The 26829-nt window shown below is 67.8% G+C and carries 26 protein-coding genes; 13 read left to right on the top strand and 13 right to left on the bottom strand.

Going from position 1 to position 26829, the window contains the following annotated elements:
• Positions 1 to 125: 125 nt before the first annotated feature.
• Positions 126 to 875: an SDR family oxidoreductase gene (locus tag IBX22_RS09275; RefSeq protein WP_194814890.1), complete on the bottom strand. Its 750-nt coding sequence runs from the start codon at positions 873 to 875 to the stop codon at positions 126 to 128.
• Positions 876 to 893: 18 nt separating this feature from the next.
• Positions 894 to 1265 (bottom strand): hypothetical protein, encoded by a 372-nt coding sequence (locus tag IBX22_RS09270; protein ID WP_228538265.1) that lies wholly within the window; start codon positions 1263 to 1265, stop codon positions 894 to 896.
• Positions 1266 to 1487: 222 nt separating this feature from the next.
• Between IBX22_RS09270 and IBX22_RS09265 the strand changes: the two genes are divergently transcribed.
• The 5 genes from IBX22_RS09265 to IBX22_RS09245 all read left to right on the top strand — a co-directional run bounded on the left by IBX22_RS09265 (position 1488) and on the right by IBX22_RS09245 (position 8241).
• Positions 1488 to 1976: a sigma-70 family RNA polymerase sigma factor gene (locus IBX22_RS09265; RefSeq protein WP_375540228.1), complete on the top strand. Its 489-nt coding sequence runs from the start codon at positions 1488 to 1490 to the stop codon at positions 1974 to 1976.
• A 74-nt stretch (positions 1977 to 2050) separates the two neighbouring features.
• Positions 2051 to 3337 (top strand): acetyl-CoA carboxylase biotin carboxylase subunit family protein, encoded by a 1287-nt coding sequence (locus tag IBX22_RS09260; RefSeq protein WP_194814889.1) that lies wholly within the window; start codon positions 2051 to 2053, stop codon positions 3335 to 3337.
• On the top strand, positions 3338 to 5380 hold the full coding sequence (locus IBX22_RS09255) for a CocE/NonD family hydrolase (protein ID WP_194814888.1): 2043 nt from the start codon (positions 3338 to 3340) through the stop codon (positions 5378 to 5380).
• 214 nt (positions 5381 to 5594) lie between these two features.
• Positions 5595 to 7103 carry an N-acetylmuramoyl-L-alanine amidase gene (locus IBX22_RS38510; protein WP_375540210.1) on the top strand — a complete coding sequence of 503 codons (1509 nt, stop codon included), beginning with the start codon at positions 5595 to 5597 and terminating at the stop codon, positions 7101 to 7103.
• A 100-nt stretch (positions 7104 to 7203) separates the two neighbouring features.
• Positions 7204 to 8241 (top strand): GTP-binding protein, encoded by a 1038-nt coding sequence (locus IBX22_RS09245; RefSeq protein WP_194814886.1) that lies wholly within the window; start codon positions 7204 to 7206, stop codon positions 8239 to 8241.
• A gap of 154 nt (positions 8242 to 8395) precedes the next feature.
• Here the strand turns inward: IBX22_RS09245 and IBX22_RS09240 are convergent, their stop codons facing one another.
• The 4 genes from IBX22_RS09240 to glp form a co-directional block, all read right to left on the bottom strand.
• On the bottom strand, positions 8396 to 9379 hold the full coding sequence (locus tag IBX22_RS09240; protein WP_194814885.1) for an AraC family transcriptional regulator ligand-binding domain-containing protein: 984 nt from the start codon (positions 9377 to 9379) through the stop codon (positions 8396 to 8398).
• An 81-nt stretch (positions 9380 to 9460) separates the two neighbouring features.
• Positions 9461 to 9889, bottom strand: coding sequence for a molybdenum cofactor biosynthesis protein MoaE (locus IBX22_RS09235; protein WP_194814884.1), 429 nt, complete (start codon positions 9887 to 9889; stop codon positions 9461 to 9463).
• The gene (gene moaCB / locus IBX22_RS09230; RefSeq protein ID WP_194814883.1) at positions 9882 to 10946 is read right to left on the bottom strand and encodes a bifunctional molybdenum cofactor biosynthesis protein MoaC/MoaB; all 1065 of its coding nucleotides are present in this window, start codon (positions 10944 to 10946) and stop codon (positions 9882 to 9884) included. The genes IBX22_RS09235 and moaCB overlap by 8 nt, the downstream gene beginning before the upstream one ends.
• 27 nt (positions 10947 to 10973) lie before the next feature.
• Positions 10974 to 12167, bottom strand: a complete 1194-nt coding sequence (glp, locus tag IBX22_RS09225) for a gephyrin-like molybdotransferase Glp (RefSeq protein ID WP_194814882.1) — start codon at positions 12165 to 12167, stop codon at positions 10974 to 10976.
• Positions 12168 to 12348: 181 nt separating this feature from the next.
• Here glp and moaA point away from each other — a divergent pair, with 181 nt between their 5' ends.
• From moaA to IBX22_RS09205, 4 genes are all read left to right on the top strand, one after another.
• A complete protein-coding gene (moaA, locus tag IBX22_RS09220; RefSeq protein ID WP_194814881.1) occupies positions 12349 to 13407 on the top strand; it encodes a GTP 3',8-cyclase MoaA in 1059 nt (352 codons plus the stop codon).
• Positions 13400 to 13642 carry a MoaD/ThiS family protein gene (locus tag IBX22_RS09215; RefSeq protein WP_194814880.1) on the top strand — a complete coding sequence of 81 codons (243 nt, stop codon included), beginning with the start codon at positions 13400 to 13402 and terminating at the stop codon, positions 13640 to 13642. The genes moaA and IBX22_RS09215 overlap by 8 nt, the downstream gene beginning before the upstream one ends.
• A 93-nt stretch (positions 13643 to 13735) precedes the next feature.
• The gene (locus IBX22_RS09210; RefSeq protein ID WP_194814879.1) at positions 13736 to 14452 is read left to right on the top strand and encodes a YciI family protein; all 717 of its coding nucleotides are present in this window, start codon (positions 13736 to 13738) and stop codon (positions 14450 to 14452) included.
• Positions 14449 to 15693, top strand: a complete 1245-nt coding sequence (locus IBX22_RS09205; RefSeq protein ID WP_194814878.1) for an RNA polymerase sigma factor — start codon at positions 14449 to 14451, stop codon at positions 15691 to 15693. The genes IBX22_RS09210 and IBX22_RS09205 overlap by 4 nt, the downstream gene beginning before the upstream one ends.
• Positions 15694 to 15709: 16 nt before the next feature.
• On the opposite strand, the gene nadE is transcribed toward IBX22_RS09205, so the two are convergent.
• Positions 15710 to 16534, bottom strand: a complete 825-nt coding sequence (nadE, locus tag IBX22_RS09200) for an ammonia-dependent NAD(+) synthetase (protein WP_194814877.1) — start codon at positions 16532 to 16534, stop codon at positions 15710 to 15712.
• Positions 16535 to 16540: 6 nt separating this feature from the next.
• Positions 16541 to 17197: a TetR/AcrR family transcriptional regulator gene (locus tag IBX22_RS09195; RefSeq protein WP_375540209.1), complete on the bottom strand. Its 657-nt coding sequence runs from the start codon at positions 17195 to 17197 to the stop codon at positions 16541 to 16543.
• Positions 17198 to 17284: 87 nt separating this feature from the next.
• On the opposite strand from IBX22_RS09195, the gene IBX22_RS09190 reads away from it, so the two are divergent.
• From IBX22_RS09190 to nrdE, 4 genes are all read left to right on the top strand, one after another.
• Positions 17285 to 17854 carry an NAD(P)H-dependent oxidoreductase gene (locus IBX22_RS09190; protein WP_194814875.1) on the top strand — a complete coding sequence of 190 codons (570 nt, stop codon included), beginning with the start codon at positions 17285 to 17287 and terminating at the stop codon, positions 17852 to 17854.
• A gap of 450 nt (positions 17855 to 18304) precedes the next feature.
• Positions 18305 to 18538: a redoxin NrdH gene (locus tag IBX22_RS09185; protein ID WP_194814874.1), complete on the top strand. Its 234-nt coding sequence runs from the start codon at positions 18305 to 18307 to the stop codon at positions 18536 to 18538.
• Between the two features lie 33 nt (positions 18539 to 18571).
• Complete coding sequence (gene nrdI, locus IBX22_RS09180) at positions 18572 to 19027, top strand: class Ib ribonucleoside-diphosphate reductase assembly flavoprotein NrdI (RefSeq protein ID WP_194814873.1); 456 nt, start codon at positions 18572 to 18574, stop codon at positions 19025 to 19027.
• Positions 19028 to 19092: 65 nt separating this feature from the next.
• Positions 19093 to 21174, top strand: coding sequence for a class 1b ribonucleoside-diphosphate reductase subunit alpha (gene nrdE, locus IBX22_RS09175; protein ID WP_255526434.1), 2082 nt, complete (start codon positions 19093 to 19095; stop codon positions 21172 to 21174).
• A 64-nt stretch (positions 21175 to 21238) separates the two neighbouring features.
• Here nrdE and IBX22_RS09170 read toward each other — a convergent pair whose 3' ends face one another.
• The 5 genes from IBX22_RS09170 to IBX22_RS09150 form a co-directional block, all read right to left on the bottom strand.
• Positions 21239 to 22231, bottom strand: coding sequence for an LLM class F420-dependent oxidoreductase (locus IBX22_RS09170; RefSeq protein WP_194814871.1), 993 nt, complete (start codon positions 22229 to 22231; stop codon positions 21239 to 21241).
• A 66-nt stretch (positions 22232 to 22297) separates the two neighbouring features.
• The gene (locus tag IBX22_RS09165) at positions 22298 to 22624 is read right to left on the bottom strand and encodes a ferredoxin family protein (RefSeq protein WP_194814870.1); all 327 of its coding nucleotides are present in this window, start codon (positions 22622 to 22624) and stop codon (positions 22298 to 22300) included.
• Entirely contained in the window at positions 22621 to 24195 is a 1575-nt protein-coding gene (locus tag IBX22_RS09160) for an FAD-dependent oxidoreductase (protein WP_194814869.1), read from the bottom strand. The genes IBX22_RS09165 and IBX22_RS09160 overlap by 4 nt, the downstream gene beginning before the upstream one ends.
• The gene (locus IBX22_RS09155) at positions 24192 to 25424 is read right to left on the bottom strand and encodes an MFS transporter (RefSeq protein ID WP_339401686.1); all 1233 of its coding nucleotides are present in this window, start codon (positions 25422 to 25424) and stop codon (positions 24192 to 24194) included. The genes IBX22_RS09160 and IBX22_RS09155 overlap by 4 nt, the downstream gene beginning before the upstream one ends.
• Before the next feature lie 58 nt (positions 25425 to 25482).
• Entirely contained in the window at positions 25483 to 26823 is a 1341-nt protein-coding gene (locus IBX22_RS09150) for an LLM class flavin-dependent oxidoreductase (protein WP_194814868.1), read from the bottom strand.
• Positions 26824 to 26829: the final 6 nt, after the last annotated feature.

Below are 26829 nucleotides of genomic sequence, written 5' to 3'. Positions count from 1 at the left end.
TGTGCCGTCGAGCTTCTCGTTTCCCCGGTGGCCCTGCTCCCCCCTCCTGGAGCAGGCCCTGCCGGTTGATAAGAACAATGCCTTGGGGTACTTGACAGGCCCTTAAAACACCCTTAAAGGAACGATCAGCCCATCCGGGCGATCACCGATCCCGGTAACCGGGGCAGCAGCACGTCGAACAGCCGCCACGGCCATTCCGGCACACACGCCCGGACCTGCTCTTTCTCGATCGCCCGCACCATCGCGCCCACGCCCTTGTCCAGCGGCGCGACCAGTTTCGCGTCGCCGGCCTTGGCCGCCATGTCGGTGGCGATGAACCCCGGCAGCAACGTCGTCACGGCGATGGGGGATTTCGCCAGCTCCACCGCCAGCGCCTCGCCCAAGGCGGCCAGCCCGGCCTTGCTCGCCGAATACGCGGCCTTCTTGCCAGGCAGCCCGCGCACCGCGCTCATCGAGGACACCAGCACCAGATGCCCCGCGTTCTGCGCCCGGAAGATCTCCATGGCGGCCTCGGCCTGCGCCAGCGCGCTCACGAAATTCGTTGTCGCGGTGGCGATATTCGCGTCCGCGCGGCCGCCGCCGATGCGTGCGCCCTTGCCGATGCCCGCGTTCACGATCACCCGGTCCAGTCCGCCCAGGTCGTCCCGGAGCTCGGCGAAGACCCGCGGCACCGCCGCGTGATCGTCGACATCGAGCGCCCGGACGGCGACGGTGATATTCGGATGGGCGGCAGTCAGTTCCGTGCGCAACGCTTCCAGCGCGTCCAATCGCCGTGCGCACAGGGCCAAGTCGCGCCCCTTGGCCGCGAACTCGCGCGCCATGCCCGCGCCGAGTCCGGCGCTGGCTCCGGTGATCAGAATTTTGGTCCTCGTCATACGAGGACCCTAACTGTCTCAGCCGCCGAACGAACCTGTGCTGGGCTTGGTGGGAACCAGTTGCCAGGGCCCGCAGTTGGTGGTCTTGAACGCCACATCGGTCGGTTTGATCACGGTGCGGATCGGCCGGACCCGGCTGAAGTCGTTGCCGATGATGTAGTACTGATTCGTGTTGTCGCCCTCCACCTTCCACAGCCGCCGGAAGTCGCAGCCGTGGGCGAGGTCGGGGGTGCCGGGCGCCTCCCAGGTGCCGGGCACGATATCGACGCCGACCAGGTAGAGGCCGTCCTCGGGCATGGTGGTCGCGGGCTCGGCCGCCGCCACTCCGGACATGGACAGGGTCATCGCGGACGCCATCGCCCCCACGACCACGAACGTGCGTGCACGCATGATCTGTTCTCTTTCTTCGCGAATCGGGCCCGACCTCAGCGGTCAGAAATACCAGAGTTCGTTCATAGCCGCTGTCGATTCGGGAGATTTCGGTCACGTGCACAAGCCCTAACCGGCTCATTTGTGTTCACAACTTCGGTTGTCATTCGGGCGCTGCGCCGCGATATCGATGGCGTGAAGGGTTGTGACACCACCTGCGCCGGCTTGTGTACCGAGCAGGGCATCTCATCGGTATTGAAAGCCGATCGCGCGCTGCTGCATTGGCGCGCCATGCGCAGTCTCGGCGATGCCGGGCTGGCCGAGCAGGCGGTGCAGGAGACGCTGCTGCGGGCCTGGCGCGCGTGCGCCCGCTTCGACGCGAGCAAAGGCAGCGTGCGGACCTGGCTGCTCGCGATCCAGCGCAACGTGCTGATCGATATGGGCCGGGCCCGCGCCGCCCGGCCGGTGGACGCGGAGTGGTCCGAGCACGGGGAACTGATCGATATGCGGCACGCCAGCCCGGACTTCGCGGACGGCCTGATCGACGGCCTGGTTGTCGACGATCTACTGGCCCGCCTGCCTCGGGTGCAACGTGAGGCCGTGACCGAGGTGATCCTGCGTGACCGCGCTTACCGGGAGGTGGCGGCCGAGCTCGGAGTCCCGGTCGGGACCGTGAAAACCCGTGTGTACTACGCCCTGCAGGCCTTGCGTCGCCTCCCACTGGCCGCGTGATCGCCGACATGACGGTTGCCAGTCGATCGCGGTAGCGAGTGTTTCAGAATGCTTGGCCCGGTTAGCCCCGAAAGATGCCGAAGAATGTTTTCGTTCCTGCCCTGACAGACCTGCAACGCGGTGAGATCGGCACGGTCGACATCCCCGGTGGGATGCGGTTGCACCAGCTGCTCGATTACCAAACCTTGGTCGGAGCCGAGGAGTTCGACTTCGAGAATCTGCTCGACCGTGCCCGCGCCGAACTGCGCGCATTCGACGGCGAGGTCGACGCCATCATCGCCCATTGGGACTTTCCGACCAGCGTGATCGTGCCGATCCTGGCAGCCGAATACGGTTTGCCGACGCCGAGTCTGGAGAGCGTGATCCGTTCGGAGCACAAGCTGTGGAGCCGGGTGTTGCAGCGTGAATCGGTCCCGGAATGCGTGCCGGAATTCTGCGCTTTCGATCCCTTCGATCCCGACGCGCTGGACAAGATCGACGTGCCGTTCCCGTTCTGGGTGAAGCCGATCAAATCGCACTCGTCCCAACTGGGTTTCGTGATCTCCACGCCCGACGAGTTCGCGGCCGCGACCAAGCGCATCAGAGCCGAGATCGGCCGGATCGCGGACCCGTTCGACCAGGCCCTGGCCCATGTGGACGTGCCCGAGGAGGTCCGCGCCGCCGGCGCCCGGACCTGCCTCGCCGAGCAGATCGTCACCGGCACCCAGGCCGCGCCGGAGGGTTCGATGTTCCGCGGCGAGTACCAGGTGCACGGCGTGTTCGATATGCGCAAGGACTCGACCGGCCACAGCTTCGCCCACCTCGACTATCCCGCCCGGTCGATCCCGGAGTCGGTGCAGCAGCAGATGATCGACGTCACCGAGCGCTACCTGCGCCACGCGGGCTACGACAACGGCTGCTTCAACTCCGAGTTCATGTGGGACGCCGACACCGGAAAGCTCTGGCTGATCGAGGTCAACACGCGCATCTCGCAGTCGCACAGTGACCTGTTCGCCAAGGTGGACGGTGTTTCCAACCATGCCGTCGCGATCGATGTCGCCCTGGGCCGTCGCCCTGAAATGCCGCAGCGCAAGGGCGAATTCGCGGTCGCGGCGCAGTGCATGGTGCCCCGGTACGAGGACGGTGTCGTCACCCGCGTGCCCGGCCAGGACGAAATCGCCGCGCTACAGCGGCGCTTCCCGGGCACAGTCGTCCAGATCGATGTGGCACGCGGCGATCGCCTGTCCGACTTGTCCGACCAGGACACCTACCGATACAAGCTGGCCACCCTGTACATCGGCGCGGCCGATCACGCCGCGCTCGAGCAGCGCTATCAGGACTGTCTCGGGGCGCTGACGTTCGAATTCGAGGAGGTCGTCTGAGTGCACACGGTCGAATCGTTCCCCTATGAGGTGCGCGTCACCGAAAACGTCTTCATTCCGATGCGCGACGGAACGCGGCTCGCGGCCCGGCTGTGGCGGCCGGTGACCGACGAGGCGTTGCCCGCCGTGTTCGAGTACATCCCCTATCGCAAGCGCGACATCACCCGGGCGCGCGACTCGCTCAACCACGCGTATCTCGCCGGTCACGGCTATGTCGCCGTGCGCGTCGACCTGCGCGGTAGCGGCGACTCCGACGGTGTCCTGCGCGACGAGTACCTCGAGGCCGAGCACGACGATGCCTGTGACGTCATCGAATGGCTTGCCGCGCAGCCGTGGTGCGACGGCAACGTCGGCATGATGGGCATCTCCTGGGGCGGTTTCAACAGCCTGCAGGTCGCCGCGCGCCGGCCGCCCGCGCTGAAAGCGATCGTCAGCGCGTCCGCCACGGAAGATCTGTACGTCGACAACATGCACTACATGGGCGGCTGCCTGCTCTCGGACAATCTGTCCGAAGCGACGGTGATGCTGGCGTTCAACAGCCTGCCGCCCGATCCCGCGATCGTCGGGGACCGCTGGCGCGAGATGTGGCAGGAACGCCTCGCGGGCAGCGGATTGTGGATCGAACAATGGCTCGAGCATCAACACCGCGACGACTACTGGAAGCGGGCCTCGGTCAACGAGGACTACAGCGCCGTGCGCTGCCCGGTCCTCGCGGTCGGCGGCTGGGCCGACGGGTACACCAACGCGATCTTCCGGTTGCTCGAGCATCTGGAGGTGCCGCGTCGCGGTCTGATCGGACCATGGGGCCACAAGTACCCGCATCTGGGCGTGCCCGGACCGGCGATCGGCTTCCTGCAGGAGCTGGTCCGCTGGTGGGACCACTGGCTCAAGGGCCGCGACACCGGAATCATGGACGAGCCGATGTTGCGCGCCTGGATGCAGGACAGCATCTCGCCGCATCCGTCCTATGCCGACCGCCCCGGGCGCTGGGTGGGTGAACCGCAGTGGCCCGCACCGAATGTCGAACCGCGCCGTTTCGGCCTCGGCCGATACTCCTTGTCCGAAGACCCCGGCCCGGAGGAGCGCGGCCTATCGGTGCAGTCACCGCTGAGCGTCGGCATGTTCGCGGGCAAGTGGGCCTCATATGCGGCGACACCGGATCTGCCCTCCGATCAACGCGACGAGGACGGCGGTTCCCTGGTCTTCGAAACAGATGCGCTGGAGCAGACTTTCGAGGTGCTCGGCCTACCGGCGCTCGAGCTCGAGGTGGCGGCCGATCGGCCGAACGCGATGGTGGCGGCCCGGCTGTCCGACGTCGCACCCAACGGCGAGGCGACCCGGGTGACCTACGGTCTGCTCAACCTCACCCATCGGGACGGCAGCGCGTCACCGGAACCGCTCGAACCCGGCCGGGCATATCGAGTGCGCGTGCCGCTCAATGGCTTGGCGCACTCCTTCCCGGCCGGGCATCGGATCCGGCTGTCGGTGTCCTCGTCGTACTGGCCACTGGCGTGGCCCTCCCCGGAGCCGGCGATGCTGACGATCACCACCGGACGCAGCGCACTGACCTTGCCGCACCGGCCACCTCGCGAGGACGACGATCGGCTGCGCCCGTTCGAGCCTCCCGAGGCCGCGCCCGAAGCGCCCGTTACCCGAGTCGAACCGGGTAAGCATCACTGGAAGGTCGAGCGGGACCTGGCGAGCGGCGTGTCGACCCTCGAGATCGAAAACGACCAGGGCACCCTCGCCCTCGACGACGTCGGCACCCTCGTGCGAGGCGCGACCACCGAGTGGTTCAGCTTCCGCGACAACGACGTCACCTCGGTGCGCGGTGAGACCCGGACGCTGCGCCGGTTCGAGCGCGACGACTGGCGTACCGAGGTCGTCACGAACACCGTATTGCGGTGTACCGCCGCGGACTTCGTGCTGGATGCCCAGCTCGATGCCTTCGAGCTGGAGGATGCGCCGGGGGATCCGCGGGCGGTGCGCAAGCGGGTGTATTCGCAGAACTGGCAGCGCCGGATTCCGCGCGATCTGGTGTGATCGCAACCCGGGTACTGGCCGCCTGACCAGCACGGATAGGCAATCACAGTTCGGTAAAGGTGCTTGCACGCTGTGGCGTATGTTGCCAGAGTGAACCATTGAGTCTGGTGTTACTAGTGGGAAGGGAGGGGTGCTCCGTCCCGGGGCACCGACACCGCACATGAAGCCAAGCACTCTGAAAACTGGTCTTTGCACAGGCGTGGCGGCCGCGGTCGTGGCCACGATATCCGGATTGTTGCCCGCCGCCGCGCACGCCGCTCCGGCGCCCGCGGAGATGGCGACGAAACTGCTCGGCAAGACGATCTTCCTAGACCCGGGCCATCAGGGACCCAACCATGGTGAGAACCTGTCGCGCCAGGTAGACAATGGTCGCGGCGGCACCAAGGACTGCCAGACCACCGGCATGGTCACCGTGAACGGCATCCCCGAGCACACCATCAACTGGAATGTTGCCCAGCTGGTCAAGGCGTCACTGGAGAGCCTCGGCGCGCAGGTCGTGCTGAGCCGCAACGACGACAGCGGCTGGGGTGGGTGCGTCGACGACCGGGCCCGGGCCGCCAATGCCTCGGGCGCCGCGGTCGCGGTGAGCATCCACGCCGATAGCGCCCCACCCACAGCGCACGGTTTCCACCTCATCGTGCCGCAGCTGCCGATCCCGGATCCGGCGGTCGAGCAGGCCCAGTCCGCCGCGGGCCTGACCGCGTCGAAGCTGGTGCGCGACGCCTACCTGCACGCCGGCTTCCCGGCCGCCAATTACGCCGGAGTGCAAGAAGGTTTGCAGACCCGCGCCGATGTGGCCGGGCCGGCGCTGGCCACGGTGCCGACGGTGTTCCTCGAGATGGGCAACGGGGCGAACCCCGAGGACGCGTCGATGCTGGAGAGCGAGGCGGGTCAGCTGCGCCACGCCGTCGCGATCACCACGGGCTTGGCGAGTTATCTGCTCGGCGTTCCGCCGGGCGGCACGGGTTCGGCGGACAGCGCGCCCGCCGCCCCGGTCCTCACGCAGCCGCAGCGCGCGCCCATCACAGCTGAAAATGTGCCGCAGGTCGTGCCGGAGGCGTCCCCCTTGCCGCCGGTGCCGGGCACGCCGATGTCGCAGGGTTATGCGGCAGCGCCGGGCAGGCTCGAGGACAAGAGCCCGACCTCGCCGGGCATCCAGAACCAGGGCGAGAGCCAGATCTCGCCGGACGCGCTGAATCAAGGACAGAGTCAGACCTCACCTGGCAGTCAGAACCAGGGTCAGAGTCAGACCTCACCCAGCATCCAGGGCCAGGGCGGGAGCCAGACTTCGCCGGACGCGCTGAATCAAGGACAGAGCCAGAGTCAGACCTCGCCTGGCATCCAGAATCAGGGCCAGGGCCAGACCTCGCCCAGCATCCCGGGGCAGAGTCAGTCCTTGCCTGGCACCCAGAACCAGGGTCAGAGTCAGACCTCGCCCGGCACCCAGAACCAGGGCCAGAGTCAGCAGGCCGCCCCGGGGTGCCCGACGACTCCGGGCGCGGCGAAGGTCCCGGGCTGCCCGGCCCCAGGTACCCAGGGCCAGAACCAGAAGCAGACCGAGCCCGGCACCGAACAGCTGGACACCAGCACGCTCCTGAATGCCGGTATGCAGCTGCTGCTCCCGCTGATCCGCTCGTTCGGCATGGACAACTCCGCGATCACCTCGGAGTTGATCAACCTGGCCTACACCTTGGCGAGCACCCTGCTCGGTCCCGCCAAGTAGATCTGCGACCTGTCCTGGCCGCCCGGACCGCCGGACGCCTCTCGGAGCTCACCCTCCGACCGTGGCGTCCGGCGTTTCTGGTTCTACTAGGCTCTTGCGGGTGGCTGAGCGGATTCCTGTTCTGATCGTGGCCGGTTTTCTCGGATCGGGGAAGACCACGTTGCTCAACCATCTGCTCCGCAACACCAGGGGCACCCGGATCGGGGTGGTGGTCAACGACTTCGGGGCCATCAATATCGACGCCATGCTGGTGGCCGGGCAGGTCGATGCCATGGTGTCGCTGGGCAACGGCTGTGTGTGCTGCGCGGTCGACGTTTCCGAGCTCGACGACATGTTCACGAAACTGTCCGAACCGCGCGCCCGCATCGATGTGATCGTGGTCGAGGCCAGCGGCCTGGCCGAGCCGCGCAATCTGATCCGGATGGTCGTGGCCAGCGAGAATCCGCGCATCCGGTACGGCGGCCTGGTGGAAGTCGTGGACGCCGAGCAGTTTCCGGCCAGCCGGGCCCAGCATCCGGAGCTGGCCAAGCACCTGCGGCTCGCGGATCTGGTGGTGCTCAACAAGGCCGACCGGGTTCGGGCCGAGGAGCTGGCGGGCCTGCGCGGCGACGTCACCGAGCTGGTCGGGCAGGTTCCGGTCTACGCCACCACGCACGGTCGTATCGAGCCCGGTCTGCTCTTCGACGAGCCGTTGCGGGAAACCCGCACGGTGGCAGAGCAATTGAGCTTCGACGAATTGCTCGCCGAGCACGACCACGACCATGACGACCCGGGTCACCGGCATCTGCACGACGACTACACGAGCGTGTCCTTCAGCAGCGAACAGGAATTGGATCCGCGCCGCTTCGTCGACTTCCTGGAGGATCCGCCCGCCGGACTGTTCCGCGCCAAGGGTTTCGCCGCCTTCGCCGTGGCCGGAGAACACCGGAAGTTCTTGTTCCACATGGTCGGCCACCATCTGGTCTTCGAACCGGGCACGTGGTCCCGCGGCGAACCGCGCACTACCCAGCTGGTGCTGATCGGCGCGGGCCTGGACGCCGAAACCGCGCTGAAACGCCTGCGGGACACCGTCCACACCGCCGGCGAACCGCTGGATCCGCAAGCGTTGCTGAGTGTTTGGCGCTACACCCCGCACTGATCGAAAGTTGGCGCGTTCGCCCGGACCCTGGCGCGTTGGTCCCTGTCGAGCCGCTCCGGCGCCGATGAGAATTGAGCTCTGTCCGGCGAGCCGGGGCCTGTGCAACGACGCACAGACCCCGGCGCACCGGACGCTGCGCGAACCTGGACCGGGTTCACCCGGGCTCCGCGTGCGACCAACGGCGCGCGGCCCGGCGCATCGAGTCCGCGTTCGCGTAGCCGAGTAACTGGGCCTGGCGCGCTCGGTTCAGCTGTCCTGCCGTGGTGGCCTGCCGCAGACGGATGCCGCGCGCCCGGTCCAGTTCCGTACGCCACGTGGTGTCCGCTTCCCGCAGGCGACGTTGCAGGGTGCGTGGACTGATGGCGAGCCGGTGCGCTACCAGCTCCAGCGACACCTCGCCCTCGGACAGGGCCTCCTCCAGCGCCTTCGCGACGAGCTGTGACCATCCGGCGGCCAGTGCCGGCGGTGGCGGCAGCGCCTCGGCCAGCGGCCGCAGCACCGCGGCGAGCATCGGGTCGGCGGTGGTGAGCGGTAGCGCCATGTCCTCGGTGCGGAAGGTGAGGCAGTCCTCGTCCGCGTCGAATTCCAGTGCGGTGGTGCCGAATACCTCGGCGCACCGCTCGAGATCGGGCGGTGCCGATTGCCGCAGCGATACCCGGATCGGGGCCACCGGCGTGGCGAGCGTGCGACGGGCGCGGTGCAGCACGCCGGCCAGTCCGAACTGCAGGGTCAGGTCGCGACCGCGGCCCTCGCCTTCGAACATGCTCAGGCGCAGGCTGGTTTCCCGGTCGCCGCTGACCAACTCGAATCGGTGATTGGTGGAGACCGCCGTGATGTACGGATCGCAGGTCGCCAATCCGGCCCCGAGCGTCGGCGCCGAGGAGAACAGATAGTCGTAGAGCCCCAGCCGGTTCAGCTCGTAGCGCTGCCCCACCCACAGCGCGATGTCGGGGCCGGTGCCGTGTTCGGCGAGTTCCCAGAGCCGGGTAAGGATCGCGCTGGGCACATGCAAATCCGGGCCGGTCTCCAGCGCCCATTCGGGGAAGCCGGAATCCCGGACCAGGTGCCCGCGATCCAGCCCCGCGGCAACGAGTTGGGTGATGACGAATCGAAGCAGCAAAACCTGATTGGAACCCATACGCCCTCCTGCCACCACCGGTGGACACCCTGGGACGACGTTAACCCGGCGACCGGAATCCGGCCACCGGATCAAGGGGGGTCAACCGCAGGCGTTGACCCATTCGGAGAGGCCGTCGGCGAACAGCTGGCGCTTCCAGATCGGCACCTCGTGCTTGATCCGGTCCACCAGCTCCGCACAGACGCTGAAAGCCTCGGCGCGGTGCGGGGCGGCGACCGCGACGACGATCGCGAGATCGCCGATGCCCAGCGGGCCGACCCGGTGCACGGCCGCGACCGGCAGCCCGGATGCGGCCGCCACCTCGGCGCAGCACTTGTGCAGGAAGCGTTCGGCATCCGGGTGCGCGGAGTACTCCAGCGCCGAAACCGTCTGTCCGCCATCATGATCGCGGACCTTGCCGGTGAACACGACGACCGCGCCGTGCGCCGGCCCGGTCACCGCCTGCTCCACCTCGGCGGGATCGAGCAGCTGATCGCTGATCCGGGCGACTCTTACGGCTGTTTCACTCATGGTTGCCGCCTCCGGCTACTTGCGCGAGCAGATGATCGAGGAGCGGTTCGAGGACCGCGATGCCGTCCTTCACCCCGCCTGGGGAACCCGGCAGGTTCACCACCACCGAGCGCCCGGCCAGTCCGGCGACGCCGCGGCTGAGCGCGGCCAGCGGGAACTTCGCGGTGCCGCGCTGCCGGATCGCCTCGGCGACGCCGGGCAGTTCCCGGTCGAGCAGGGCCAGGGTGGCCTCGGGGGTGGCATCGGTGGGGGAGGCGCCGGTGCCGCCGGTGGAAATCACCAGGTCCGGTTCGAAGCGCAGGGCGTCGGCCAGGCCGAAGGAGATGTCGGCGTCGGCGTAGACGAGCGGTCCACGCACCGAGAAGCCCAGTCCGGCAAGCCAATCCACCAGCACCGGGCCGGTGGTGTCGTCCCGGGTGCCGGCGGCCGCGCCGGTCGAGGCGACGAGGACCACCGCGGATCCGGCCTCCGGGGTCTCCGGATCGCGGCGGTGCGCCTCGTGCAGCTGCTCCAGCGGGTCACCGGATTCGCTTGCGCTGTCCTCGGATTCGACGGCCTCGGGTTGGACTGTGCCGCTTCCGTTTTCGTCCGGGCGTTCCCAATGTCCGTGCTTGCCGCCCTCTTTGGCGAGCAGGCGGACGCCGTTCAGTGTCGCCGCCGGATCCACGGCCTTGACCATGTCGTGCAGGGTCAGCCCGGCCACCGCGACGGCGGTCAGCGCCTCCATCTCGACGCCGGTCTGGCCCCTGGTCTTGGCCGCGGCCTCGATGGTGATGCTGGTGTCGGTGAACCCGAACTCCACCTTCACCGATGACAGCGCCAACTGATGGCACAGCGGGATGAGCTCGGAGGTCTTCTTCGCGCCCATGATCCCGGCGATGCGCGCGGTGGACAGCACGTCGGCCTTGGGCATGTCGTCGGCCCGCACCAGCGCCACCACCTCGGCGGTGGTCTGCAGCTCGCCCGCCGCGACCGCGATCCGGGTGGTCTCGGTCTTCGCACTCACATCGACCATGCGGGCCCGGCCCTCACGATCGACATGCGACAACTCACTCATAACTTCCAGCCTCGCATAGTCCCGTTGTCATAGCGCACGCACGCTCACCGCTGTCCCGGCGGGCACCTCGGTGGCCTCGGCCGGGACATCGATCAGCACATCCGCCCACGCCATCCCCGCCACCAGATGCGATCCGGGGCCGGACACCGGCTCCACCCCCTCGGCGGTGACCCGGCCGCGCAGGAACTGCCGCCGACCCGCCGGGGAGCGCACCGCTTCCAGCAGCGGCAGCTCCCGGATCTCGATCTCGGGCAGGCCGCCGAGCTTGCGCAGAATCGGGCGGGCGAACACCTCGAACGACACCATCGTGCTGACCGGGTTGCCCGGAAAACTCAGCACCGGGACACCGTCGGAGACGGTCAGGCCCTGCGGGCCGCCCGGTTGCACCGCGACCGGACCGAACGTCCCGCCGAGCGGTGCCAGCACATCCTTGACGACTTCGAAGTCGCCCTGGGAGACGCCGCCGGAGGTGAATACCAGATCGGCGGAATCGGTTGCCTCGTCCAGCAATTCGTGGAACTCGGTGGGGTCGTCGGTGCTGTGCTCGACCGACACCACCGCGACACCGTTCGCGGTGAGCGCGGCCGCCAGGGCAGTGCCGTTGGAGTTGTAGATCTGCCCGGGACGCAAGGTGGACCCGGCCGGGACGAGTTCGTCACCGGTGGTGATGACCGCGGCGCGGATCTGCTCGAACACCGGCACCTCGGCCAGCCCGACCGCCGCGAGCGCCGCGATATGACGCGGGTTCAGCGCGACACCGGCGGGCACCAGCAGATCCCCGGTGCGCACATCGGTGCCCGCCTCGCGGACGAATTCGCCTGCGGCGCGGCCACGTTCGATGGTGACGGTGGCACCGTCGGAGTGCGTGTCCTCCACCGGCACCACGCAGTCGGCGCCCGGCGGGATCGGCGCGCCCGTCATCACCTTCAGCGCGCCGCCCGGCGGCAAGGGCGTCTCGCCGGGATTGCCCGCGGCGACCACACCCGCCAGCGGCAGCGTCACCGGAGCGGACGCCACGGATTCGGCGCGCACCGCGTACCCGTCCATGGCGGAATTCCGGAAGACGGGCAGGTCGACGGGGGAGCGAACCTCCTCGGCCAGCTGCCGGCCCAGTGCCTCGGGAACCGGGACGGACTCGACCGCACGCGCCGCCAAGGGGCGCAGCAGCTGCTCGATGGTCTCGCGGTACTCGTCGACGGACCTGGCTGGTCGGGAACTCATGAGCAAAGCCTAGGGCCAGCAGGTCCGTGCCCGAGAACATCGGTCCGCGTCGCCGCGCGCTTTCGGTGGTTCGGCCGAAGTGAGCTCACCGTTCGACGGCCCGGATCGTGAGATCGTCCGAACCTGTGCTGGATCCCACGCGCCTCTGCCCAGCAGAGGGTATGCCGTACATAATGAAGGCGTGACGTTGGTCGAAATGGGCATCCCCGCCGTGCGATCAGGGCGCCCCTCGCTCGACGGGCGTCCGGAAACGCCGTTCCTGGTGGACAGATTCGGCCGCACCGCGCGCGACCTGCGGGTCTCCATCACCGAGAAGTGCTCGCTGCGCTGCACCTATTGCATGCCGGAAGAGGGCCTGCCGCCCATTCCGAAAGATGAACTGCTGACCGTCGAGGAGATCGTCCGGCTGGTCGTGCTCTCGGTACGCGAACTGGGCATCCAAGAGGTGCGCTTCACCGGCGGCGAACCCCTGCTGCGGCGCGATCTGGAGCAGATCATCGCGGGCTGCCACGCACAGGTGCCCGAGGTGCCGTTGGCGATCACCACCAACGGCGTCGGCCTGAAGCATCGTGCCCGCGCCTTGGCCGAAGCCGGACTGAACCGGGTCAACGTCTCCCTCGACACCGTCGACCGGCTCGGGTTCGCTCGCCTCACCCGCCGCGATCGCCTGGAATCGGTCTTCGCCGGTATTCGTGCTGCCCGCGACGCGGGGCTGGCGCCGATCAAGGTGAACGCGGTCCTGATGCGCGAGACCCTGGCCGGAGCGGCGGACCTGCTGCAATGGTGCCTCGACGAGCAGTGCGAACTGCGCTTCATCGAGGAAATGCCGCTGGACGCGGATCAGGAATGGGCGCGGTCCAATATGGTCACCGCCGCCGAACTCCTCGACGTCCTGGGCACCCGTTTCGACCTGATCGAGGCCGGTCGCGCCGACCCGTCCGCCCCGGCCGAGAAATGGCTCGTCGACGGCGGCCCCGCCACCGTCGGCATCATCGCCACGGTGACCCGCAAGTTCTGCGACACCTGCGACCGCACCCGCCTCACCGCCGACGGCATGCTGCGCTCCTGCCTGTTCAGCGACCAGGAATACGATCTGCGCGCGACCTTGCGCTCCGGCGCGAGCGACGACGAGATCGCCACGCTCTGGCGCGGCGCGATGTGGAACAAATGGGCCGGCCACGGCATCGATGCTGCGGACTTCGTGCCCCCGGAACGGACAATGGGAGCCATTGGTGGTTGAGATCCGCTATTTCGCCGCCATCGCCGACGCGGTCGGTAAGGCGAACGAAACCCTCGACCTCCCGGCCGAGGCTACCGTCGCGGATCTGCGCACCGTTCTCGCCGACACCTACGGGCCCGACCTGGACAAGATGCTCGGTGTCTGCGCCTACCTGGTCGGTGACGAACTCACCCGTGACCCCTCGACAGTGCTGACGCCCCGCGTCGATGTCTTGCCGCCGTTCGCCGGGGGCTGAGCGCGCAGCGCGTCGATGTAGAGAAGACCGCGCAGTGTTCGTCGTCTAGATAGCGTGGGGTAACGGACCCCGCCATTCGAGGGAGAAGGCGACATGCACTATCTGGCGACGTTGGCAGGACGCGAAGACGACAGCGCGGAGCCGGGCAGCCCCGAGTTCGAGGCCGAAGTCCAGCGGTACGCGGATTTCGAAGCGGCGGCGGGTGCCGCGATCGCCGGTGGTGCGGCGCTGTACCCGGCGGAGACGGCGCTGATCATCCGGCGCCAAGCCGGTCAGGCGCTGGTCACCGATGGGCCCTTCACCGAGCAGGCCGAGGTTGTCGGCGGGTTCCTGATGCTGGACTGCAAGGATCTCGACGAAGCCATCCAGGTGGCGCGCAAGAGCCCGGCCGCCGAGTCCGGAACGATCGAGTTGCGCCCGGCCGTCATGTACTCCCCGCACGAGGTCCCGGGGGCGGATTGGTGGATGGCGCTGCTGTGGGAGCAGCCCGATGCGGTGATCGCCCCCGACACCCCGGAATGGGACGCGGCGGTGGCCGAGCACAAGGCATTCGGCGACAAGTACGGTGCCGCGATTCGCGGCGGCGGGGCGGTGCGTCCACCGTCCACCGCCACCACGCTGCGGGTGCGCGACGGTGAATTGCTGCTCACCGACGGGCCTTTCCCCGAGTACGCCGAGGTGGTCGACGGGTTCTATCTGTTCGCCGCTCCCGACCGGGCGGCGGCGACCGAGATCGCGTCGCAGATCCCCTGCGGTGAAAAGGGGTTCGTGGAGGTGCGTCAGGTCGTGGATCTGAGCGCCTGGCAGTGACCATCGACCCGGCCGGAATCGACGCTGTCTACCGCGCCGAATTCGGCCGGGCACTGGCCACGGTGGCCCGCCTGACCGGTGATATCGGGCTGGCGGAGGACGCGGTGCAGGAGGCCTTCGCCGACGCACTGCGCACCTGGCCCGAGCGCGGTCTCCCGTCGAATCCGGGCGCGTGGATCACCACCGCCGCCCGCAACCGCGCACTGGACCGGCTGCGGCGCGAATCCGCCAGGGCGGCAAAAGAACAGGACGCGGTACGACTCGACCGGAATGGGTTTCCCGCGCCGGACGAGGAGCTCGACATGGCCGCGGTCGCCGACGACCAGCTGCGGATGATCTTCACCTGCTGCCATCCCGCGCTGTCGGCGGAATCGCAGGTCGCCCTGACCTTGCGGCTGGTGTGCGGGTTGCGCACGGCGGAGATCGCCCGGGCCTTCCTGCAACCGGAACACACTGTGGCGCAACGGCTCACCCGGGCCAAGGCGAAGATCCGGCAGGCGGGCATACCGCTGCGGGTGCCGCCCGCGCACTTGCTGCCCGAGCGCACCCCCGCCGTACTGTCCTGCGTCTACCTGGTCTTCACCGAAGGCTACTTCGCCACGTCGGGTTCCTCCGCCATGCGAGATGAACTGTGCGACGAGGCAATTCGCCTCGGTCGCCTGCTCTGCGGGCTGCTCCCGGACGATCCCGAAGTCCGGGCGCTGCTCGCCCTCATGCTGCTCAACGACAGCCGTCGCGACCAACGCCGTTCCCCCGCGGGCGAGTTGGTTCCGCTGGAAGAGCAGGACCGCTCCGGCTGGAACCGCGCGGCCATCGAGTCGGGCCTGCGCTGCCTGATCTCGGCCGCCGCGCACGGCCACAGCGGCCCCTACCTCGCCCAGGCCCGGATCGCCGCCGCCCACGCCGCCGCTCCGCGCTGGGAGGAAACCGATTGGGCCGCAATCGTTTCCGCATACGACGAACTAGCGCAGTACTCCCGCTCACCGGTGGTGCAGGTCAACCGCGCCATTGCCCTCGCCTTCCGGGACGACTTCGACGCAGGCTTGGCCGCGCTCGACGCCGTCGCCGACCATCCGCGGCTGGCCGGCTCCCACGTGGTCGCGGCCACCCGCGCCGACCTGCTGCGCCGCGCGGGCCGCGACGCTGAGGCCGCCGTGAACTATCGCGAGGCCGTCGCGAACGCGACCAACGCGCAGGTGCGGCAGTTCCTCACCAGACGATTGGCCGAGGTAGAAGACTGACGGGTGCGAAAGGTGCTCAGCGCCACCAGTTGTCGAGGGGTGTCACCGGAACGGTGCGCTTGTGCCGGGTGTTCAGGAAGACGGATTCCACCTTCTTCGCCACCTCGTCGGTGACGTCCTTGCCTTCGAGGTAGTCGTCGATCTCGCTGTAGCGGAGTCCGAGGGCTTCCTCGTCGGGCAGCGCGGGCCGGTCGTCTTCCAGATCGGCGGTCGGCACCTTGGACCAGATGGTCGACGGTGCGCCGAGCTCCTGCAACAGCGCCGCGCCCTGCCGCTTGGTCAGGCCCGTCAGCGGCGTCAGATCCACGCCCCCGTCACCGTATTTGGTGAAGAACCCGGTTACCGCCTCGGCCGCGTGGTCGGTGCCCACGACCAGCAGGTTCTCCTGTCCGGCGATGGCGTACTGCACCACCATGCGCTCGCGCGCCTTGATATTGCCGCGCACGAAGTCGCGCAGCTTGTCCACCTTCACCGCGGAGGCCACCTCGGCGGCAACGGCATTGGCGCTGGGCCGGATATTGACCACAACCGACCGGTCGGGCTGGATGAAGCGCATCGCGGTCCGCGCGTCCGCCTCGTCGGACTGCACGCCGTAGGGCAAGCGCACGGCGACGAAGGTCGTTTCATACCCGGCGGCGCGCAGCTCCTCGGCGGCCAGCTGACATAGTCGACCGGCCAGTGCGCTGTCCTGCCCGCCGCTGATCCCGAGCACGAAACCCTTTGCGGGAGTGGCGCGCAGATAGTCCTTGAGGAAATCGACGCGCCGCCGTACTTCTTGCTTCGGTTCGATGCTCGGCTGGACACCCAGCTCCGTGACGATCTGTTCGCGCAGACTACCCATGGCAAATCACTCTACGATGCGCCGCACGAAGGCTTCCCAGTTGTCGCCGATTTGCTCGCGGGTGTAGCCGAGGACGTTCATCTGGTGCATGACCAAGGGGGCGCCGAGGACGGCGAGGAGCCCGTCGGTGAGCAACGGCAGTTCCCCGTGCGCATCCGCTGCCCGCAGCAACATCGCCACGTGCGCCTTGAGCAGGCCGTAGGGCGCGCCGGAGTAGCGGTCGTCGCCCTCGCCGATCTCCGCCGCGCGATGCAGTTCGCCCTCCACTTCGATGTCGAGCAGCCGGGCCCGGCCGAACGCGATGAGCCGGTCCAGCGCGGGCGCGCCCGGCCCGAGCGGCGGCGGCCCGAACATGAACGCGCCCTGGAATTTCTGTTCGGAGTGATCCAGCAGGGCCCGCATGAGTCCGGACCGGTTGCCGAAACGCCGGAAGACGGTCCCTTTCCCGACGCCGGCGCGTTTGGCGAGCGCGTCCATGGTCAGGCCGTCGGCGCCCTGTTCCCGCACCAGCTGCTGGGCCGCGTCGAGCAGCAGTTGCCGGTTGCGGGCGGCATCGGCACGTTCGTGGGCCTCGGCGGTCAGGCCGCCACTCAGCGGTAGCAGATTTCGTACGCCGGCCGCATCGCCGGGGAGCGAGGTGCTGTAGGTCACAGTACTTCTCACACTCTCGAAGGAATGGAACCGGACTGCAGTCCGGTTAGTGTCTGGTGAAAGCATCCCACACACACGCTCAGTACATCAGGAGTCATCATGTCGGAGACCCGGATCCTCGCTCTCGTCGGTAGCCTGCGTGCCGCCTCGATCAACCGCCAGCTCGCCGAGGCCGCGGTACAGACCGCCCCGGAGGGCGTCGAGATCACCTTGTACGAGGGCCTCGGCGATATTCCCTTCTACAACGAGGACATCGATGTGGAAGGCGCGGTACCCGCCGCCGCGCAAGCGCTGCGCGACGCCGTCGCTGCTTCGGATGGCGTGCTGCTGGTAACCCCGGAGTACAACGGCACCATTCCCGCTGTGCTGAAGAACGCCATCGACTGGGCGTCCCGGCCGTACGGCGTGGGCGCGCTGCAGGGCAAGCCGTCGGCCGTGGTGAGCGCGTCGATCAGCTCCAACGCGGGCCGCTGGTCGCACGGCGACGCGGTCAAGGCGCTGGGCGTGGCGGGCAGCACGGTCGTCGAATCGGCCCACGCGCACTTCGGTGTCATCGGCGAGCGGTTCGGCTCCGCGCATCCGCGCGACGACGCCGAGGCGCTGACCGAGCTGGGCGCTACCGTGCACGAGCTGGTGTCGGCGGCGCGAGGTGAACTTGTGTCGGCCTGAGTCCCCAATCGTCTGTAGTAGAGGCCGTCCGGTACCCACTGGGCGGCCTCTTGTCATGGGCGTGTCGCGTGCTCTCACATGAGGAAGACGGGGCGGCCGAGGCGGGTGTGACACAAGTGCCAAGAAAAGTTTGCTGAGAAAGAGCTGCGGTACGAAATTGTGATCTAGACCATTGTCGTGTCGGGTTGCGTATCAAGCGTCCAGGTACTTACCGCAGGGGAATTTCATCTTTGTGACTCGCAACATGTCGTGTTGGATGAATCTGTCGGCCACTAGGTGTAGTGTCTTCACTGCTGGAGGACGACGCGAGACACTCTCCGGGGAGCACCACTTCGAGGCGGTGCGAACAGGGGTTTCGCAGTCGGATCCAGGAGTTTGCGCAGCACACGTTGGACCGCACACTGCTCGGATCACTGGCTGTGGAATCAGAGACTTGGAGAGAGGGACACCATGACGATCACCGTGTACACCAAGCCCGCTTGCGTCCAGTGCAACGCCACCTACAAGGCGCTCGACAAGGCCGGGGTGGACTACGAAGTCATCGACATCTCCGAGAACGCGGAGGCGCGTGACTACGTCATGGCCCTGGGCTACCTGCAGGCCCCCGTCGTCGTCGCCGGCGAGGACCACTGGTCCGGCTTCCGGCCCGACCGCATCAAGTCGCTCGCGACTGTCGCTGCTTGATCTTGTAGTTCCTCCGAGGAAGGAGAGCCGACCATGACCGGTCTGGTGTACTTCTCCAGCGCCTCGGAGGGCACACATCGTTTCGTCGAGAAGCTGGGTCTCCCGGCCACTCGTATTCCACTGCACACCGCCGCTGAGACATTGCGCGTCGACGAACCCTTCGTACTGATCACCCCCACCTACGGTGGCGGTCGGCATGTACTGGGGGGCGCCCGAGACGACAAGGAATTCGTACCGCGGCAAGTCGCCAAGTTCCTCAACGATCCGCACAACCGTGCCCTGCTGCGCGGGGTGGTCGCGGCCGGCAACACGAACTTCGGCGATACCTTCTGCGCTGCCGGTGACGTCATCTCACGCAAATGCGGGGTGCCGTACCTGTATCGCTTCGAACTCATGGGAACCGCTGAGGACGTCGCACGCGTCCGCGAGGGATTGGGATTGTTTTGGCAACAGCAACAACAGCACCGGCAGGCAAGTCAGCTCGTTTAGAGCAGCAGCAGTCGGTCCGTAGCACGGAGGCCGGTGAGGCTTTGGATTACCACGCCCTCAACGCGATGCTGAACCTGTACGGCCCGAACGGCGAGATCCAGTTCGACAAGGACCGTGAGGCCGCGAACCAGTACTTCCTGCAGCACGTCAACCAGAACACCGTCTTCTTCCACAACCTGGACGAGAAGCTGGACTACCTGGTCGAGGAAAACTATTACGAGCCGGAGGTGCTGGACAAGTACAGCCGCGCCTTCATCAAGAAGCTGTTCAAGCAGGCCTACGCGCACAAGTTCCGGTTCCCGACCTTCCTCGGCGCGTTCAAGTACTACACCTCGTACACGCTGAAGACCTTCGACGGCAAGCGCTACCTGGAGCGCTTCGAGGACCGCGTCTGCATGGTCGCGCTCACCCTCGCCGACGGCGACGAGGTGCTGGCGAGCAAGCTGGTCGACGAGGTCATCGACGGCCGCTTCCAGCCGGCCACCCCGACCTTCCTGAACTCGGGCAAGAAGCAGCGCGGCGAGCCGGTGTCCTGCTTCCTGCTGCGCATCGAGGACAACATGGAGTCCATCGGGCGCTCCATCAACTCCGCGCTGCAGCTGTCCAAGCGCGGCGGCGGTGTCGCGTTGCTGCTCACCAACATTCGTGAGCACGGCGCGCCGATCAAGAAGATCGAGAACCAGAGCTCCGGCGTCATCCCGATCATGAAGCTGCTGGAGGATTCGTTCTCCTACGCCAACCAGCTCGGCGCGCGTCAGGGCGCGGGCGCGGTCTACCTGCACGCGCACCACCCCGACATCTACCGCTTCCTCGACACCAAGCGGGAGAACGCGGACGAGAAGATCCGCATCAAGACCCTCTCGCTCGGTGTGGTGATCCCGGACATCACCTTCGAACTGGCGCGCAAGAACGAGGACATGTACCTGTTCTCTCCGTACGACGTAGAGCGTATCTACGGCAAGCCGTTCGCCGATATCGATGTCACCGAGAAGTACTACGAGATGGTCGACGACAAGCGGATCCGCAAGTCGAAGGTCAAGGCGCGCGAGTTCTTCCAGACCATCGCCGAGCTGCAGTTCGAGTCGGGCTATCCGTACATCATGTTCGAGGACACGGTGAACCGGGCGAACCCGATCGCCGGCAAGATCACGCACTCGAACCTGTGCTCGGAGATCCTGCAGGTGTCCACGCCGTCGGAGTTCAACGACGACCTGTCCTACGCCAAGGTGGGCAAGGACATCTCCTGCAACCTGGGTTCGATGAACATCGCCAAGTCGATGGATTCGCCGGACTTCGCCCAGACCATCGAGACCGCGATCCGGGCGCTGACCGCGGTGTCGGATCAGACCCACATCTACTCGGTGCCCTCGATCGAGCAGGGCAACAACCAGTCCCACGCCATCGGCCTCGGCCAGATGAACCTGCACGGGTACCTGGCGCGCGAGCGGGTGCACTACGGGTCCGAAGAGGGCATCGATTTCACCAACATCTACTTCTACACCGTTGTGTACCACGCGATTCGGGCCTCGAACCTGATCGCGCAGGAGCGCGGCACCTACTTCGGCGGGTTCCCCGAATCCAAGTACGCCAGCGGTGAGTTCTTCGACAAGTACACCGATCAGGTGTGGGAGCCCAAGACCGACAAGGTCCGCGAGCTCTTCGCCGACGCGGGCGTGCACATCCCCACCCAGGACGATTGGCGTCAGCTCAAGGGCCTGGTGATGGAGCACGGCATCTACAACCAGAACCTGCAGGCGGTGCCGCCGACGGGCTCGATCTCCTACATCAACAACTCCACCAGCTCCATCCACCCGGTGGCGTCGAAGATCGAGATCCGCAAGGAAGGCAAGATCGGCCGCGTCTACTACCCGGCCCCTTACCTCACCAACGACAACCTCGAGTACTACGAGGATGCCTACGAAATCGGCTACGAAAAGATCATCGACACCTACGCCGCCGCGACCCAGCACGTCGACCAGGGCCTGTCGCTGACGCTGTTCTTCAAGGACACCGTCAGCACCCGCGACCTGAACAAGGCCCAGATCTACGCCTGGCGCAAGGGCATCAAGACCCTCTACTACATCCGCCTGCGCCAGATGGCCCTGGAAGGCACCGAAGTCGAGGGTTGCGTGTCCTGCATGCTGTAGGCAGCACACGCTGAAAGGGCGGCCTCCGTTGGGAGGCCGCCCTTTTCGTTGTATCAGGGACGAATCAGCGCAGGGCCGGGGCGATCTCGCGTTCGAAGAGTTCGATGCCGGAGGTGTCGTAGGCGGACTCGGGGAAGTTGAAGATGGCGTAGCCGAGGCCGAGGTTCTGGAGGGCGGTGAGGTTTTCGATGACCTGCTCCGGGGTGCCGACGGCGAGCGAGGTGCGGAACATGCCGTCGACGTAGCTCTTGGCTTGGTCGTCGCCGATCGCCGTGGCCAGTTTGGCCTGGACGGCCGAAAGGCGTTCCTCGACTTCGGCTTCGGTGGAGCCGAGGATGGTGTTGAAGTTCGAGGAGCGGGTGATGGCGTCGAAATCCGTGCCGACCGTGGCGCAGTGGTTACGCAGGATCTCCGACTTCGCCTCGAACTCGGCCGGGTTGCCGCTGAAGTTGGTGTACTGCGCGTACTTCGCCGCGATCTTCAGCGTCACCTTTTCGCCGCCGCCGGCGATCCACAGCGGAATGCCGCCCTCCTGCAAGGGCAGTGGCCGCACGATGGCGCCGTCCACCTGGTAGTACTTGCCGTCCAGGGTGGCCTCGCCCTTGGTCCAGGCCTGCCGGAAGATCTGCACGCCCTCGTCGAGGCGGCCGAGCCGCTCCTTCGCGGGCGGGAATCCGTAGCCGTAGGCCCGCCATTCGTGCTCGTACCAGCCGGCGCCGATACCCATCTCGGTGCGGCCACCGGAGATCAGGTCCACCGTCGCGGCCACCTTCGCCAGGTAGGCCGGATTCCGGTAGCGCATCGCGGTACACATCTGGCCGAGCCGAATCCGCGACGTCGAGGCCGCGAACGCCGACATCAGGGTCCACGCCTCATGGGTCGCCTCCTCGGTCGGTACCGGGACGGTGTGGAAGTGGTCGTACACCCACAGCGACTCCCAGACCTCGGAAGCGTCGGCGCGCTGCGCGAGATCACGCATCACCTGCCACTGCGCGGCCGGTTCGATGCCGACCAAGTCGAGCCGCCACCCCTGCGGGATGAAGATGCCGAAGCGCACAGATATCTCCTTCGTGTGTTTACTCGAACCTAGCGGCTGCCGTTCGGCTCGGCACGTTGTTCCCGGTCAGGGCAGTTCGGGGCCGATCGCGTCGCGGGCGGTGAGGCGGCCGCCGCCCCAGCCGAGGGCTTTGCGGTAGCTGCCGAGCAGACCGTGCTCGATCAGGTGCTGCTCATCGCGTTGCGGGTCGCCCGGTGGCAGCGGTGCGGTGCGCGGCGCGACGAACAGCGCGTCGACGGGGCAGTAGGCCTCGCACAGGAAGCAGGTCTGGCAGTCGGATTGCCGTGCCAGCACCGGGATTCCGTCGGGGCCGCGGTCGAAGACACGGGTGGGGCAGACCTCGACGCACTTGTCGCATTCGATGCAGCGGTCCGCGGAGACGAGTTCGATCATGCCGCCACCAGCGGCCGCCGGCCGCGGAAGACGGGTTCGGGTGTGGTCCAGATGTCGTCGAGGCCGCCGGTGATCAGGCGATGGTGCTGGGCGGGGTCGAGATCCGGAAAATCCTGGCGTCGCGCCATGCCGCGCGACTCGGTGCGGGCCAGGGCGGCGGTGTACATCCAGCGGGCGTGCGCCGTCATCGCGGCGGCCGACCGGGCCCTCGAGGTGTCGGGTGCGGCCAGGCCGGAGCGGGCGTGCCGCCACAGGTCGTTCAGGGTGGCGAGGGCGGGCCGCAGCCGGTCGCCGTGGCGCAGATAGTTCTTGTCGTATGGCAGCACCTCGGCCTGGACCGCCGCGACCAGGTCCGCCGGGCGCAGCTCGGTATCCGGCCGGTCGAGCGGGCGCAGTCCGGCGCCGCCGGCGCCCAAACGGGGGCGTGCCACCGAATCCCGTTGCCGCAGTGCATAACTGCCCGCGCCGGTCCCCGCCCAACTCCCCGAGGACATGGCCCAGGCCGCATTGTGGCTGCCGCCGCCGGTGAAGCCGCCGCAGATCAGTTCGCGGGTGGCGACATCACCGGCGACATACAGTCCGGGCACGCTGGTCGAGCAGTCCCGGCCCGCGACGCGGACGCCGCCGGTGCCGCGGACGGTGCCCTCGAGCAGCAGGGTGATCGGGAAGCGGTCGGTGAACGGATCGATACCGAGCCGGTCGAAGGTCAGGAAGAAGTTCGGCTGACCGCGGCGCATGGCCTGCCGCTGGGCCGCGTCGGCGCGGTCCAGGGTGCAGTACACCGGTTCGGTGAGCAGCGCCTTGGCGATCGGGGTGCGGGCCTTGCCGGAAGCGCCCGCCAGCGGTTCGCCGTCGCCCAGGTAGAAGGTGGCGAAGGAGTAGTAGGCGGTCTTGGTCACCGAGGTGAATTCCGGGGCGATCGCGTAGGCGTTGGAGAACTCCATGCCCGACAGTTCGGCGCCCGCCTCGACGGCCATGAGCGCGCCGTCGCCGGTATTGACATTGCAGCCCAGGGTTTTCGAGAGGAACGCGCAGCCGCCGGTGGCGAGCACGACCGCCGAGGCCGCGATGTCGACCTGGCTGCCGTCGGCCAGACGTTGCAGGCGGGCGCCCGCGACGGCGCCGTAAGGATCGACGAGCAGTTCCACCGCGGGGGAGTGATCGAGAATGCGCACACCGGCGCGCTGCACCCGAAGCCGTTGGCGCTTCATGTAATCGGGGCCTTGGATCCCGGTGCGGATCTGCCGGCCGTCGGGTCCGACGGGGAACGGGTAGCGACCGTCGGTCGCGAGTTCGTTGACCCGGTCGTAGGTTTCGTCGAGCACCCGCGCCATCCATTCGCGGTCGGCGAGATAGCCGCCGAGGCCTTCGCGGCTGGCCATCGCCTGCTCGCGCAACTCAGGTTCTGGCTGGACATACCAGATTCCGGTGCCCGCGGCGGCGGTCGCGCCGCTGCTGCCGCAGAATCCCTTGTCCGCCAGCAGAACCGAGGCGCCGGTGGCCGCGGCCTGGAGCGACGCCCAGGTTCCGGCGGGTCCACCGCCGAGGACGAGCACGTCTACTTCGATCATGAGATCACCTTCTGTGGAAGAGGTTGCGGAACCGGAGGCCACGGGATGTGGCGGGGGATGAACCGGCCCATCACCGCCGCGCCGAGGGCCGCGACACCGCCGATGGTGAGCGCGGCGACAGTCAGCGGTGCGATGCCGGCCAGGACGGCGAGCAACAGTGGCCCGCCGAAAGCGCCCAGGTCGTGGGTGAGTCGCCAGGCGGCCAGGAACTCCGCGCGCGTGCCCGGCGGCGCGACGTCTGCGCCGAGCACCATGATCAGCCCGTTGCCGATGCCGTTGCCGACACCCAGTGCGACCGCGACCGCGCCCAGCGTCAGTGTCGAATACGTCAGCGGCACAGCTATATACGACGCGGCCAGGATGCCGAGCGACGGCACCGCGATCGGCGCGCGGCCGTAGCGGTCCATGAGATGCCCGGCCGGATAGGCGAAGACGAGCTCGAGGGCGGCGGCGATGCCGAAAAGCAAACTGGCGGTGGCGGCGTCGATCCCGATGTGGTGGGCCCACAGCGGCAGAATCACCTCCCGCGAGGCGCGGGCCGCGCCCATCAGCATCGACCCGGCGCCCAGCGTGCACAGCACCAGGCGATGCTGCCGGGCCACGCCGAGCAGCGAAATCGGCGGGGCCACCGCCGGTTCGGTGTAGCTGCCACCCGGCAGCGGCAGCCGCACCATCATCCAGCCGGCGATCAGGAACGCCAGGAACTGCACCGCGAACCCGCCGCGAATCCCGACGCCGAGGATGGCGGCCGCGCCGAGCAGCGGCCCGACGAAGAAGCCCAGCCGCATCGCGCCGCCGAACAGGGACATGGCGCGGGCCCGCAGCGGCAAGGCGATGGCCTCGGCCATGAAGGTCATCCGGGCCAAACCCCAGACGGCATTGGACAATCCGACGATCAGCAGGCCGACGCACAGCACCGGCACGTTCGGGGCGAACATGCACAGCAGCACGCCCACCAGGCCGACGGCCGTGCCCCAGATGGTCGAGGCGCGCTCGCCCATCCAGGCCACCAGCTGACCGGACGGGATTCCGCCGAGCACCTGGCCGAGGCCGACCAGCGCCACCGCCAGGCCCGCCACCGCCACCGACGCGCCGAGGTCGACGGCGGTGAGCGTCATCACCGGTGCGGCAGCGCCCATCCCGATGCCCCGCGCCAAGGTGGGCACGTAGACGGTGAGCACCAAGGGGCGCAGGGAATCGATCGGGGCGGCTTCGGAACATGCCGTCACGCCCGTGGCTCGGCGGCGCTCGCCGTGCCCGCGGCGGGCCGGAACCTGGTTCGCGCGTTCACGCGCTCACTTCGGCGCGGACCGTCGCGAACTGGCTTTCGACGGGGCCGAGACCGTAATGCCCACGCAGGCTGTCGGATTCGTAGTCAGTGCGGAACAAGCCGCGCTCCTGCAAGATCGGGACGACCTTGTCGACGAAGTCCTCCAGCCCGCCCGGCAGGAACGGCGGCATGATGTTGAAGCCGTCGGCCGCGCCGCCCTCGAACCAGGCCTGCAGTTCGTCGGCGATCTGGGTGGGCGTGCCCGCGAACGAGCGGTGCCCGCGCCCGCCGCCGAGCTTGCCGATGAGCTGGCGCACGGTCAGGTTCTCGGTCTCGGCGAGCTCCTTGACCAGCAGGAACCGGCTCTTGCCGCCTTCGATTTCGGTGACCGAGGGCAACGGCGGGAGCGGTGCGTCCAGGGCATGCTGGGTGAGGTCGACGCCGAGCAGGCGGGAGAGCTGGCTCAGGGCGTAGTCGGGGGAGATCAGGTCGGTGAACTCCTGTTCCAGCGCCTTGGCCTCCGCCTCGGTGTCGGCGATGTAGGGCACCAAACCGGGCAGCACCTTCAGGTCCTCGGCCGAGCGGCCGTACTTGGGCAGCCGCGACTTCAGGTCGCGGTAGAACGCCTGCCCCTCCTCGAGAGTGCGCTGTGCGGTGAACACGGCCTCGGCGTACTGCGCCGCGAATTCCTTTCCGGCCTCGGAGGATCCGGCCTGCACCAGCAGCGGGCGACCCTGCGGACTGCGCGGGGAGTTCAGCGGTCCGCGGACCTTGAAGCGCGGGCCGTCGTAGTCCAGGGTGTGCACCTTGTCCGGGTCGGCGAAAACGCCCGCTTCCTCGTCGAGCACGATCGCCTCCGACTCCCAGCTGTCCCACAGCTGAACGGCGAGATCGACGAACTCCTGGGCCCGCTCGTAGCGGCGCGCGTGCTCGGGGATCGAGTCGTAGCCGAAGTTGAACGCCTCCTCCTCGCTGCCGGAGGTGACGATGTTCCAGCCGGCGCGGCCGCCGCTGATGTGATCGAGTGAGGCGAATTTGCGGGCCAGGTTGAAGGGTTCGTTGTAGGTGGTGGACGCGGTCGCGATGAGCCCGACCTTGGAGGTGGCCGCGGCGATGGCGGCCAGCAGAGTCACCGGTTCGAAGACGGCGAGGGTGTTGCGCTTGATGCGCGGGCCGACCGCCAGGCCGTCGGCGAAGAACACCGAATCCAGCTTGCCGCGTTCGGCGATGCGGCCGAGCTCCTGGAAGTGCGCGACGTCGAGCACGTCGTGCGATGCGGTGCGTGGGTGCCGCCAGGCGGCTTCGTGGTGGCCGACGCCCATCAGGAAGGCGTTGATATGGAACTGCTTGGGGGACATGAGTGT

The sequence above is a fragment of the Nocardia sp. XZ_19_385 genome (assembly GCF_015355755.1).
Lineage (GTDB): Bacteria > Actinomycetota > Actinomycetes > Mycobacteriales > Mycobacteriaceae > Nocardia.
Note: the sequence above shows the minus strand (reverse complement) of the source record. Positions and strands in the feature narration are given on the sequence as shown.

Excerpts from the sequence above, each read along its gene's own strand:
- glp (WP_194814882.1), bottom strand. The coding sequence starts at position 12,167 with ATGAGTTCCCGACCAGCCAGGTCCGTCGACGAGTACCGCGAGACCATC.
- IBX22_RS09270 (WP_228538265.1), bottom strand. The coding sequence starts at position 1,265 with ATGCGTGCACGCACGTTCGTGGTCGTGGGGGCGATGGCGTCCGCGATG.
- IBX22_RS09165 (WP_194814870.1), bottom strand. The coding sequence starts at position 22,624 with ATGATCGAACTCGTCTCCGCGGACCGCTGCATCGAATGCGACAAGTGC.
- IBX22_RS09275 (WP_194814890.1), bottom strand. The coding sequence starts at position 875 with ATGACGAGGACCAAAATTCTGATCACCGGAGCCAGCGCCGGACTCGGC.
- IBX22_RS09190 (WP_194814875.1), top strand. The coding sequence starts at position 17,285 with ATGTCGGAGACCCGGATCCTCGCTCTCGTCGGTAGCCTGCGTGCCGCC.
- nrdE (WP_255526434.1), top strand. The coding sequence starts at position 19,093 with ATGCTGAACCTGTACGGCCCGAACGGCGAGATCCAGTTCGACAAGGAC.
- IBX22_RS09235 (WP_194814884.1), bottom strand. The coding sequence starts at position 9,889 with ATGAGTGAAACAGCCGTAAGAGTCGCCCGGATCAGCGATCAGCTGCTC.
- nrdI (WP_194814873.1), top strand. The coding sequence starts at position 18,572 with ATGACCGGTCTGGTGTACTTCTCCAGCGCCTCGGAGGGCACACATCGT.
- IBX22_RS09160 (WP_194814869.1), bottom strand. The coding sequence starts at position 24,195 with ATGATCGAAGTAGACGTGCTCGTCCTCGGCGGTGGACCCGCCGGAACC.
- IBX22_RS09260 (WP_194814889.1), top strand. The coding sequence starts at position 2,051 with ATGCCGAAGAATGTTTTCGTTCCTGCCCTGACAGACCTGCAACGCGGT.
- nadE (WP_194814877.1), bottom strand. The coding sequence starts at position 16,534 with ATGGGTAGTCTGCGCGAACAGATCGTCACGGAGCTGGGTGTCCAGCCG.
- IBX22_RS09240 (WP_194814885.1), bottom strand. The coding sequence starts at position 9,379 with ATGGGTTCCAATCAGGTTTTGCTGCTTCGATTCGTCATCACCCAACTC.
- IBX22_RS09185 (WP_194814874.1), top strand. The coding sequence starts at position 18,305 with ATGACGATCACCGTGTACACCAAGCCCGCTTGCGTCCAGTGCAACGCC.
- moaCB (WP_194814883.1), bottom strand. The coding sequence starts at position 10,946 with ATGAGTGAGTTGTCGCATGTCGATCGTGAGGGCCGGGCCCGCATGGTC.
- IBX22_RS09150 (WP_194814868.1), bottom strand. The coding sequence starts at position 26,823 with ATGTCCCCCAAGCAGTTCCATATCAACGCCTTCCTGATGGGCGTCGGC.
- IBX22_RS09210 (WP_194814879.1), top strand. The coding sequence starts at position 13,736 with ATGCACTATCTGGCGACGTTGGCAGGACGCGAAGACGACAGCGCGGAG.